Here is a 10,190-nt window from a genome sequence, read left to right as displayed (position 1 = left end):
GGATCCTCGATGGTGACGATATTGCGCGAGGTGTCGTTCAGGCGGCGCAGACAACTGTAGAGGGAAACCGTCTTGCCGCTGCCGGTCGGCCCCGTGAGCAGAATCATCCCGTGTGGACGTGCAATGGCGCGCGTGAGGGCGAGGTACTGCTTCGGCGTATAGCCGAGCCCTTCCAGCGAGAGCGGGACCTTCGCGCCGTCGAGTAGTCGCACGACCAGTTTCTCTCCGTGCAGCGTCGGCAATGCGCTCACACGGCACTCGACCGGCTCGCCGGCTTCGCGCCAGACCATGCGTCCGTCTTGCGGCAAACGCTTCTGTGCGATATCCAGATTCGCGAGAACCTTCAGGCGAGAGGTGAGCATGTCGCGCCACGGCAAGGGGATGTCAGGTCGCGCCTGCAGGAGACCGTCGATACGAACGCGTATCCGGAAGCGTTGTGCCATCGGCTCGAAGTGCACGTCGGAAGCCCCGGCGCGAATCGCCTCGCTCATCGTCTGCTCGAGAAACAGCAGCGGAGACGCCGACGCGTCAGGCGATGTGCGCAGGACGCGCGATGGGGTTGCGGCCGCGACGGCGACCCGACCGTCAACGGGCGCCGGTATGCGCGCGGAATCGGAGGATGGGTGATGGGACATGACAGGGAGTGACGAGGGCTGTGTGGAGCTTCAGTCTCGTCAAAACCCTGGGGCGGCTCAATCGGAATTGCCCGAAAAATGGTGGGGTGTCACGGGCAGTGAGCGGCGCAGACTTACTCGTGTGACGCGGCGTGCGCCATCGGTTTGAACAGACGCACGGTCTTGATCGCCTGATTGTCGATCTGCACGATTTCCATGCGTACGCCGCTGATTTCCAGGCTCACCGATGCCTCGGGAATTTCGCGCAGCACTTCGAGAATCAGACCGTTCAGCGTCTTCGGCCCGTCGGTCGGCAGATGCAGGCCCAGGCGGCGATTCAGGTCGCGCAGACCCACGCCGCCACCGACCAGGCAATCGTCGTCCGCCGTCCATCCCGAACGGCTGCCGCCGCCGCCCGGCACGCTCGTTGTGAACTCGCCGATGAGTTCCTCGATGATGTCTTCGGTGGTGACCAACCCTTCGACCTCGCCGTATTCGTTGACGACCAGGCCCACGCGCCGGTGATTCTCCTGGAAGTATTGCAACTGGCGCATCGCCGGCGTGTCGCTCGGGATGAAGTAAGGTTCGACGAGCAGTTCGCGCAAGGTATCGACCGAGAGGTCGTCGGGATGCCGCAGTGCCGAGAGCGTGCGTCGTACGGGAAGAATGCCGACGATGCGATCGATGTCGCCGTCGTAGACCGGCAGCTTGTTGTGATAGCAGGTCTCGAGCTGCAGGAGGATGGTATCGAGCGGGGCCGAAATATCGAGGGCTTCGATGCGGGCGCGCGGCACCATCACGTCGTCGACGGTGATGTTCTCGAGATCGAGCAGATTGAGCAGCACGCTGCGAGGCTTGGTCGGCATGTAGTTGCCGGCCTCGAGCACGATCGTGCGGAGTTCCTCGGTCGTCAGGCGCGCTTCACCCGAAGCGCGACGCGTATCGATGCGCAGCACCCGCAGCAAGCCGCGCACGAAACCGTTGAGCACCCACACGAGGGGAGTTGCCATCGTGACGATCGGCTTGAGCGGTGTGCTGACCGACAGGGCGATCCGTTCGGGATACGTTGCCCCCACGATCTTCGGACCGATCTCGGCAAAGATGATGATCAGCAGTGCAATGAGTGCCGTCGCGACCGAGAGGGTGACGGCATCGTTGCCGAAGTAGCGCACGGCGATCGATGTGGTGAGTACCGGAACCACGGTATTGATGACGTTATTGCCGACGAGAATCGTCGACAGCAGATCTTCGGTGCGTGAGAGCAGGCCTTGCGTCGATTTGGCACCGTGCACGTTCATGCGCACCAGATGCTTCAGACGATGGCGATTGAGCGCCATCATGCTCGTTTCCGAGATGGAAAAGAATCCTGAGCAAATGATCAGGAGAGCGACGGCGCAAATTTGCGCCCACAAGGGCAAGGCTTCCAAGCGATGGGGTGCGCGAATCGCGCCGGGGGTGGCAATGAGTTGCCACTATAGCAGAGGGGATGTCGGCGTCCGCGGCCTCGGCAGACAGAGACCGTTCGATGGTATCTCTGCCGATACGACGGACTGCAAGCGATGTGATGTAACGTGAGTGACGCGCGACATGCGTGTGATGAATGCCGCAGAAATAAAAAAACCGCCGGACAAGTCCGGCGGTTTTTTTGCTTTGCTTGAGAGCAAAGTAAATCCTGGTCGGGGTGAGAGGATTCGAACCTCCGGCCTCTACGTCCCGAACGTAGCGCTCTACCAGGCTAAGCTACACCCCGCTTCGATACTGCTACTTCGCTCTGTTAAGTGCGTCGCGCTATCGAGTAAGAGCATAATTCTAGCAGGCAATTTTTGTAATTGGAAGAGGGGAGTGCAGAAATAATTTGTGCCGCTGCATCTGCCTCTTCTTTTGCACGTGCCAGCGTGTAGTCGAGTGCGCCCGTGCGCGTGATCGCTGCGAGAATCGGTTCGAACTTGTCGGTGCCGCCGTTCTCGATGGCTTCGCGCACGAGTGCGCGCTCTTCTGCCGTGCCATGCTGGAGCACGTGAATCAGCGGCAGCGTGGGTTTGCCTTCGCGCAGATCGTCGCCCGCGTTCTTGCCCATTGCGTCGGTATCGCCCGCGTAGTCGAGCCAGTCGTCCATCAATTGGAAGGCGGTGCCGAGGCGGCCGCCATATTCCACTACGGCGTCTTCGGTCGGCTTGTCTGCATTGGCCAGCACTGCCGCGAGTTGCGTGGCGGCTTCGAACAGCGTGGCGGTCTTGTATTTGATGACCTGCAGATAACGCGCTTCATCGACGTCCGGGTCGTGCATGTTCAGCAACTGAAGCACTTCGCCTTCGGCGATGACGTTGGTCGCGCGCGCGAGGATCTGCATCACGCGCATGTTGTCCACGCTCACCATCATCTCGAAGGAGCGCGAATACAGGAAGTCGCCGACCAGCACGGAGGCCGCATTGCCGAACAGCGCATTGGCGGTCTGCTTGCCGCGACGCAGGTCGGATTCGTCGACCACGTCGTCGTGCAACAGCGTCGAGGTATGGATGAACTCGATCACGGCGGCCAGTTCGTGGCGCGCGGGCGAGCTCACGCCGAGCGCATTCGCCACGAGCAGCAGCAACGCCGGGCGCAGCCGCTTGCCGCCCGAGTTGATGATGTACTCCGAGATCTGATTGATCAGGACCACCTCGGAAGCCAGCCGTTTGCGGATAAGCTGGTCGACGGCATGCATGTCGTCGGCGATGGCGGCCAGTACGTTCTGGGAAGAAGTCGAAGCAGTCAAGACAAGGCTCGGGTGAGGAAAAATTCGCCCCAAATTATATAGTGGACGAGGGGACTTTCGGGTGCCAGCCCCGCGGAATGACTGGTTTCACGGAAGTCTTTGACGCAAAAGGAGAAAGTCTGTATAATCCCCCGTTTTCGTGCGCGCATTCTCTGCGCCGGGTCCGAAAATACCTCGGTATGACGGTCCGCGCGAATGTGATCGGTCGGTAAGACGAGTCCTTTCGGGACCCTCGGCCTGCACGAAAATTCTCTTGTTTATGAGTGAGGTTCAACAATGTACGCGGTCATAAAAACCGGCGGTAAGCAATATAAGGTTGCTGCTGGCGAAAAGCTCAAAGTAGAACAGATACCGGCTGACATTGGCGCTGAAATCACCATCGACCAGGTTCTCGCCGTTGGCGAGGGCGAATCGATTAAGTTCGGTGCGCCGTTGGTCAGTGGGGCTTCCGTCAAGGCTACCGTTATCGCCCAAGGTCGTCACCCCAAGGTGAAGATTTTCAAGATGCGCCGTCGCAAGCACTACCAAAAGCGTCAAGGCCATCGCCAAAACTACACCGAGCTGCGCATCGACAGCATCAACGGCTAATCGATCAAGCTAGGTAAGGAGTTAAGTCATGGCACACAAAAAAGCAGGCGGATCGTCCCGTAACGGCCGCGATTCCGAGTCGAAGCGCCTTGGCGTGAAGGTGTACGGCGGTCAGGCGATCCTGGCTGGCGGCATCATCGTTCGCCAACGTGGTACTCGTATGCATGCCGGCGAAAACGTCGGTATTGGTAAGGACCACACGCTGTTTGCACTGGCCGACGGCCACGTGCAATTCGCCGTCAAGGGCGCAGCGAAGAAGCAAGTGGTCAGCGTGGTGCCGGCAGCGTAAGCTAAGCCTTTTGCCACCAAAAGGCTCCGCTCCCATGCGGAGCCTTTTTTGTTTGTCCCGTCCGTGCGACCGTATCAAGCGCCGGGCGAGGATCATTGGACAGTGTAGGATCGTCTGCGGACGGTCGATTAAGCGGAACGGACCCCATGAAATTCATTGACGCAGCGCGAATCGAGGTGATCGCCGGGAACGGCGGCAACGGCTCGGCATCGATGCGCCGTGAGAAATTCGTGCCGTTCGGCGGACCCGACGGCGGCGACGGCGGTCGCGGCGGCAGCGTGTTTGCCGTGGCGGATCGCAACATCAATACCCTGATCGATTACCGTTATTCCAAGAAGCATCTCGCGAAGAACGGCGAATCCGGTCGAGGCTCGGATTGCTACGGCAAGGGCGGAGAGGACATTTTCCTTCGCATGCCGGTCGGCACCATCATCTCCGACATGGACACCGGCGAGACCATCGCCGACCTGACCGAGCATGGTCAGGAAGTCGTGCTCGCGCAAGGTGGTGCAGGCGGTCTGGGTAATCTCCATTTCAAGTCGAGCACGAACCGCGCACCCCGCCAGAAGACGGACGGCAAGCCCGGTGAGCGCCGTATGCTCCAGCTCGAGCTGAAGGTGCTCGCGGACGTCGGCCTGCTCGGCATGCCCAACGCAGGCAAGTCGACGTTCATCGCTTCGGTGTCGAACGCACGTCCGAAGGTCGCCGACTATCCGTTCACGACGCTGCATCCGAATCTGGGTGTCGTGCGCACCGCGCCGGGCAAGAGCTTCGTGATCGCCGACATTCCCGGACTGATCGAAGGCGCGGCCGAAGGCGCCGGCCTGGGACACCAGTTCCTGCGCCACCTGCAACGTACCGGTCTGCTGCTGCACATCGTCGACATCGCACCGTTCGACGAAGGCGTCGATCCGGTCGCCGATGCCAAGGCCATCGTGCTTGAGCTGCAGAAGTACGACGAAGCGCTGTTCGAGAAGCCGCGCTGGCTGGTGCTCAACAAGGTCGACATGGTGCCCGAGGCGGAGCGCGCCGAACGCGTGGCCGACTTCCTCAAGCGTTTCGGCTGGGACGGCCCGACCTTCGAGATCTCCGCATTGACGGGTGAAGGCTGCGAAAAGCTGTGCCTCGCGGTGCAGGAATATCTGTATCAGCAACGCGGTGCGGTTGAAGAAGCCATCGAAGACGCCGCGCTGGATCCGCGTTTCCGCGCCGGCAGCGTGCCTGCGCCCACGGAAGACGCACCACAAACGCCCCCGGACGACGCGCCAAAGGCGTAAACTCCACATCACTCAAACGCTGGCGCCGGCGCCGCCTCCTTGGCGGATCGCGCCATCGCCAGCGATCTGGCCGCATCACGCGGCTCGTCTTCCCAATACATCCGCAGGAGAATCCAGTTCCATGCGTTCGGTCATCGCCGATGCCAAGCGGCTCGTGGTGAAAGTGGGATCCAGTCTCGTGACTAACGACGGTCGCGGGCTGGACGATGTCGCCATTGCGCGATGGGCACAGCAGATCGCCGCATTGCGGCACGGCGGCGACGGTCGGGCGCCGAAGCAGGTGGTGCTGGTGAGCTCGGGGGCCATTGCCGAAGGGATGCAGCGTCTGGGCTGGGCACGTCGCCCGAAAGCCATCGACGAATTGCAGGCCGCCGCGGCTGTCGGTCAGATGGGCCTCGCGCAGGTCTATGAGACGCGCTTCGCCGAGCATGGCGTGCGTACCGCGCAGATCCTGCTCACGCACGCGGATCTGGCCGATCGCGAGCGCTATCTGAATGCGCGCACGACCCTGCTCACGCTGTTGCGTCTGGGCGTGGTGCCGATCATCAACGAGAACGACACGGTCGTGACCGACGAAATCAAGTTCGGCGACAACGACACGCTGGGCGCGCTCGTGACCAATCTGATCGATGGCGACGCGCTCGTCATTCTCACCGACCAATCGGGCCTGTACACGGCCGACCCCCGCAAGCAGCCCGATGCCGAGTTCGTGCATGAAGCCGAAGCGGGCGACGAGCGTCTGGAAGCGATGGCCGGTGGCGCCGGGACCAGCATTGGTCGGGGGGGCATGCTGACCAAGATTCTGGCGGCCAAGCGGGCGGCCACGAGCGGCGCACACACCGTGATCGCGTCAGGTCGCGAGGCCGACGTGCTCGTGCGTCTGGCCGGCGGCGAAGCCATCGGCACGCAACTGGTGGCGCGCACGGCGGTGCTGACGGCCCGCAAGCAGTGGATGGCCGATCACCTGCAAGTGCGCGGACGCGTCGTGATCGACGCGGGCGCCTGCAAGAAGCTGGTGGAAGAGGGCAAGAGCCTGCTGCCGATCGGCGTGATCGACGTGGAAGGTACGTTTGCTCGCGGTGAAGTGATTGCCTGCATGGACGAGGCTGGTCATGAAGTCGCACGCGGTCTGTCGAACTACAGCGCTTCGGAGACGCGTCTGATTCGCCGTCATCCGAGCAGCGACATCGAGCAGGTGCTGGGCTTCGCCAACGAGCCAGAACTGATCCATCGCGACAACCTGATCCTGCGCTGATGTGCCACGGCGCGAGAGCGCTTCACATCGAACAAAAAACGCCGGCACGTAAGACGTGACCGGCGTTTTTTGTTTTCGGCATCAGCGAGACGCGCAGGCGTCACGCGCGACGATCAGCGATATTCCGGATTGGTCGTCGGATAGCGCAAACCCTGCACGATGGCTTTGGCGTTGCCCAGCGGCGTCTTGTCCTGACAGAGGTAATCGCGATAGAGCACGCCCTGGTAGACGGTCGCGCCGTACGGACGGATCGGACGCCATTCGCTGTTGCGCGCCGGCACCCAGGTGCCGTCGGGGCGGCCGGTCGCATACAGGCGCGATTCGAACGTCGAGCAGTGCATGCCTTCGTAAGAGACGTTGCGCGCGCCCTGCTTGCTGCGGATCACGGCGATGTAGCGCACTACGCCGTCTTCCGTGACTTGCACGGACTTCGAGTCGATGGCGTAGTCGAGCGTGGCATTGGGCACGGTGGGGAAGCTCACCAGGTCGGCGTCTTGCGGGGCAGCGGTGGGCAGCGTGAAATCCGCTTCCTTCCACTTGCCCTTGGCGGCTTCCTGCTGGGCGAGGTATTCGTCGAAGTCCTGGACAGGTTGCGATGTGCTGCTGCAGGCGGCGATCAGCGCCAGGGCGGCCAGAGAAACAAGCGTGGCCAGGCGCGGGGCGCGGCGGGCAATGGAGGAACGCATGGAGTGTGGTCGAGAGGTCGGTTGGACGTCGGATAAACGAAGGAACGCGGGCATGACGCCCGCGTCCGGTGATGTGACACGCTGTCGCCAGCCCGGTTCAGTGCTCCCGGTGGGGCGCATCCGGACCCGCGGCGCTCGACGCACCGGCCGGTTCTGCCGCGTTGTCGCCGCAGTCGCTGCCTTGCGTGTGTTGCGCGTCGGTCGCCCCTGGCGGCAACTCGCCGACGCGGGCGCCGGCGCGCGGAAACCGTCGCCGGTCCTGCTGGGCGCGCGTTGCCGAGCGTCGCAGATAGCGCGAGAGCTCGTTGAGTGCGAGTTGGTACACCTCGCGCTTGAACTCGATCACCGCGTCGAGCGGCACCCAGTATTCGTTCCAACGCCAGGCGTCGAACTCGGGATGATCGGTCGCACGCAGGCAGATGTCGCAATCGCGACCGACCATGCGCAGCAGGAACCAGATTTGTTTCTGGCCCCGGTAATGTCCGCGCACTTCGCGCTTGATGAACTTGTCCGGCACCTCATAACGCAGCCAGTCGCGTGTGCGACCGATGATTTTGACGTGTTCTGGCTTCAGCCCGGTTTCCTCGTGCAATTCGCGGAACATGGCCTGTTCGGGCGTTTCGCCGTACTTGATGCCGCCTTGCGGAAACTGCCAGGAGTGCTCGCCCAGCCGCTTGCCCCAGAACACTTCATTGCGTGCGTTTAAGAGGATGATGCCGACGTTCGGGCGAAAGCCTTCACGGTCCAGCATACAACCACCCTTGAATCCTTTAAAATTGCTTCGATTATAAACAGATAATCACCGGCGCGGCGGCCGGCGGCGGCTCGGGCGACCGGGGCGGCGTGTACGGCCGGCGGGTGTCTCAGGGGCTGCGACGACGTTTGGGCGCGCCCCCACACCGCATACGGCAATCGACCGAACCGCCGCACGCGCCGTTGACCCTCTTTTTTTCCGGAAATCTGCATGAAAGCCTCTCGTTTCTTCATCGGCACCCTCAAGGAAGCCCCCGCCGACGCCGAAATCGTCAGCCACAAGCTGATGATGCGCTCCGGCATGATCCGCCGCGTTGCCGGCGGTATCTACGATTACCTGCCGATCGGCCTGCGCTCGATCCGCAAGGTCGAAGGCATTGTTCGCGAAGAAATGAACCGCGCCGGCGCGCTCGAACTGCTCATGCCGGCCGTCCAGCCGGCCGAACTGTGGCAGGAGTCGGGCCGCTGGGTGCAGTACGGCCCCGAACTGCTGCGTCTGAAGGACCGTCACGACCGCGAGTTCGTCGTCGGTCCGACCCACGAGGAAGTGGTGACGGACATCGCCCGCCGCGAGATCAAGAGCTATCGCCAGTTGCCGGTGAACTTCTATCAGGTGCAGACGAAGTTCCGCGACGAGATCCGTCCGCGCTTCGGCGTGATGCGCGGGCGCGAATTCATCATGAAAGACGCCTATTCCTTCGACAAGGACCGCGCCGGCCTGCAGGTGTCCTATCAGAAGATGTTCGACGCCTACGTGCGCATCTTCACGCGCCTGGGGCTGGAATTCCGCGCCGTGGTTGCCGACAACGGCTCCATCGGTGGCTCGGGTTCGCACGAATTCCACGTGATCGCCGAGACCGGTGAGGACTCGATCGCCTATTGCCCCACGTCGGACTATGCCGCCAACGTGGAGATGGCCGAAGCGCTGGCACCGCAAGGTGAACGCGCCGCGCCTGCCGAAGCGCTGACCAAGACTGCCACGCCGGGCAAGGCCAAATGCGAAGCGGTCGCCGAACTGCTGTCGATCCCGCTCGCGCGCACCGTCAAGTCGATCGTGCTTGCCACCGACAGCGAAGACACCGGCACGACCGTGTGGCTGCTGTTGCTGCGTGGCGATCACGAACTCAACGAGATCAAGGCGAGCAAGGTGCCGGGCCTGTCCGGTTTCCGCTTCGCCAGCGAAGCCGAGATCGTCGAGTGGTTCGGCACGCCGCCGGGCTATCTGGGCCCCATCGGCACGAAGAAGCCGGTCAAGCTGGTGGCCGATCGCTCGGTCGCGCACATGAGCGATTTCGTGGTCGGTGCGAACGAGGTCGACTTCCACATCACCGGTGTGAACTGGGGCCGCGACCTGCCCGAGCCGGAGATCGTGTTCGACCTGCGCAATGTCGTGCCGGGCGACGCCTCGCCGGACGGCAAGGGTGAGATCGCGCTGTGCCGCGGCATCGAAGTGGGTCACGTGTTCCAGCTGGGTACCAAGTACTCCGACGCCATGGGCGCCACGTTCCTCGACGAGACCGGCAAGCCGGCACCGATGGAAATGGGCTGCTACGGCATTGGTATCACCCGGATTCTCGGGGCGGCCATCGAGCAGAACTTCGACGACCGCGGCATCATCTGGCCGGAATCGATTGCACCGTTCGAAGTGGTGCTGTGCCCGATGGGCTACGACCGCAGCGACGCCGTGCGTGCCGCCGCCGACAAGCTCTACGAGGAACTGCTGGCCGCCGGCATCGACGTGATTTTCGACGACCGTGGCGAGCGCCCGGGCGTGATGTTCGCCGATTGGGAGCTGATCGGCGTGCCGCATCGTGTGGTGATCGGCGACCGTGGCCTGAAGGAAGGCAAGATCGAGTATCAGGGCCGCCGCGATGCGGAAGCCCAATTGCTCGACGTCGCCTCCGTGGCTGAAGTCGTCACCAGCAAGGTGCGCGCCGCCAAGGCAGTCTGAGCGCCGCAAGTTCGCGTGGGGA

The 10,190-nt window shown here is 62.7% G+C and carries 10 protein-coding genes and 1 tRNA gene; 5 read left to right on the top strand and 6 right to left on the bottom strand.

Annotated features, from left to right (window positions below):
- The 4 genes from ABWO90_RS20770 to ABWO90_RS20755 form a co-directional block, all read right to left on the bottom strand.
- Window positions 1–491, bottom strand: a 491-nt coding sequence (locus ABWO90_RS20770) for a GspE/PulE family protein (protein WP_353193120.1), incomplete at its 3' end; no start/stop codon positions are given.
- Between the two features lie 257 nt (window positions 492–748).
- Window positions 749–2,041, bottom strand: coding sequence for an HlyC/CorC family transporter (locus ABWO90_RS20765; protein WP_353193119.1), 1,293 nt, complete (start codon window positions 2,039–2,041; stop codon window positions 749–751).
- A 246-nt stretch (window positions 2,042–2,287) separates the two neighbouring features.
- Window positions 2,288–2,364, bottom strand: a tRNA-Pro gene (locus ABWO90_RS20760).
- A 24-nt stretch (window positions 2,365–2,388) separates the two neighbouring features.
- A complete protein-coding gene (locus ABWO90_RS20755; protein ID WP_353193124.1) occupies window positions 2,389–3,318 on the bottom strand; it encodes a polyprenyl synthetase family protein in 930 nt (309 codons plus the stop codon).
- Between the two features lie 327 nt (window positions 3,319–3,645).
- On the opposite strand from ABWO90_RS20755, the gene rplU reads away from it, so the two are divergent.
- The 4 genes from rplU to proB all read left to right on the top strand — a co-directional run bounded on the left by rplU (window position 3,646) and on the right by proB (window position 6,778).
- Window positions 3,646–3,957, top strand: a complete 312-nt coding sequence (rplU, locus tag ABWO90_RS20750) for a 50S ribosomal protein L21 (RefSeq protein ID WP_010803930.1) — start codon at window positions 3,646–3,648, stop codon at window positions 3,955–3,957.
- A 28-nt stretch (window positions 3,958–3,985) separates the two neighbouring features.
- Window positions 3,986–4,246, top strand: a complete 261-nt coding sequence (gene rpmA, locus ABWO90_RS20745) for a 50S ribosomal protein L27 (protein WP_010803931.1) — start codon at window positions 3,986–3,988, stop codon at window positions 4,244–4,246.
- A gap of 146 nt (window positions 4,247–4,392) precedes the next feature.
- On the top strand, window positions 4,393–5,523 hold the full coding sequence (gene cgtA / locus ABWO90_RS20740; RefSeq protein WP_353193118.1) for an Obg family GTPase CgtA: 1,131 nt from the start codon (window positions 4,393–4,395) through the stop codon (window positions 5,521–5,523).
- Between the two features lie 121 nt (window positions 5,524–5,644).
- Window positions 5,645–6,778 carry a glutamate 5-kinase gene (gene proB, locus ABWO90_RS20735; RefSeq protein ID WP_353193117.1) on the top strand — a complete coding sequence of 378 codons (1,134 nt, stop codon included), beginning with the start codon at window positions 5,645–5,647 and terminating at the stop codon, window positions 6,776–6,778.
- Window positions 6,779–6,891: 113 nt separating this feature from the next.
- On the opposite strand, the gene ABWO90_RS20730 is transcribed toward proB, so the two are convergent.
- Both ABWO90_RS20730 and ABWO90_RS20725 read right to left on the bottom strand, forming a co-directional pair.
- Window positions 6,892–7,464 carry a CNP1-like family protein gene (locus tag ABWO90_RS20730; protein WP_353193116.1) on the bottom strand — a complete coding sequence of 191 codons (573 nt, stop codon included), beginning with the start codon at window positions 7,462–7,464 and terminating at the stop codon, window positions 6,892–6,894.
- Window positions 7,465–7,561: 97 nt separating this feature from the next.
- Entirely contained in the window at window positions 7,562–8,215 is a 654-nt protein-coding gene (locus tag ABWO90_RS20725) for an RNA pyrophosphohydrolase (RefSeq protein WP_353193115.1), read from the bottom strand.
- 213 nt (window positions 8,216–8,428) lie between these two features.
- On the opposite strand from ABWO90_RS20725, the gene ABWO90_RS20720 reads away from it, so the two are divergent.
- Entirely contained in the window at window positions 8,429–10,168 is a 1,740-nt protein-coding gene (locus tag ABWO90_RS20720) for a proline--tRNA ligase (RefSeq protein ID WP_353193114.1), read from the top strand.
- Window positions 10,169–10,190 lie beyond the last annotated feature (22 nt).

This window comes from Pandoraea pnomenusa, assembly GCF_040391475.1.
GTDB classification, from domain to species: Bacteria; Pseudomonadota; Gammaproteobacteria; order Burkholderiales; family Burkholderiaceae; genus Pandoraea; species Pandoraea pnomenusa_C.
The sequence above is the reverse complement of the archived record's forward strand: the minus strand, read 5'-3'. Positions and strand labels throughout refer to the sequence as shown.

What these genes read in the sequence shown, in the direction of transcription:
- ABWO90_RS20755 (WP_353193124.1), bottom strand. Translation starts at nt 3,318, where the DNA reads ATGCATGCCGTCGACCAGCTTATCCGCAAACGGCTGGCTTCCGAGGTG.
- rplU (WP_010803930.1), top strand. Translation starts at nt 3,646, where the DNA reads ATGTACGCGGTCATAAAAACCGGCGGTAAGCAATATAAGGTTGCTGCT.
- rpmA (WP_010803931.1), top strand. Translation starts at nt 3,986, where the DNA reads ATGGCACACAAAAAAGCAGGCGGATCGTCCCGTAACGGCCGCGATTCC.
- cgtA (WP_353193118.1), top strand. Translation starts at nt 4,393, where the DNA reads ATGAAATTCATTGACGCAGCGCGAATCGAGGTGATCGCCGGGAACGGC.
- proB (WP_353193117.1), top strand. Translation starts at nt 5,645, where the DNA reads ATGCGTTCGGTCATCGCCGATGCCAAGCGGCTCGTGGTGAAAGTGGGA.
- ABWO90_RS20730 (WP_353193116.1), bottom strand. Translation starts at nt 7,464, where the DNA reads ATGCGTTCCTCCATTGCCCGCCGCGCCCCGCGCCTGGCCACGCTTGTT.
- ABWO90_RS20725 (WP_353193115.1), bottom strand. Translation starts at nt 8,215, where the DNA reads ATGCTGGACCGTGAAGGCTTTCGCCCGAACGTCGGCATCATCCTCTTA.
- ABWO90_RS20720 (WP_353193114.1), top strand. Translation starts at nt 8,429, where the DNA reads ATGAAAGCCTCTCGTTTCTTCATCGGCACCCTCAAGGAAGCCCCCGCC.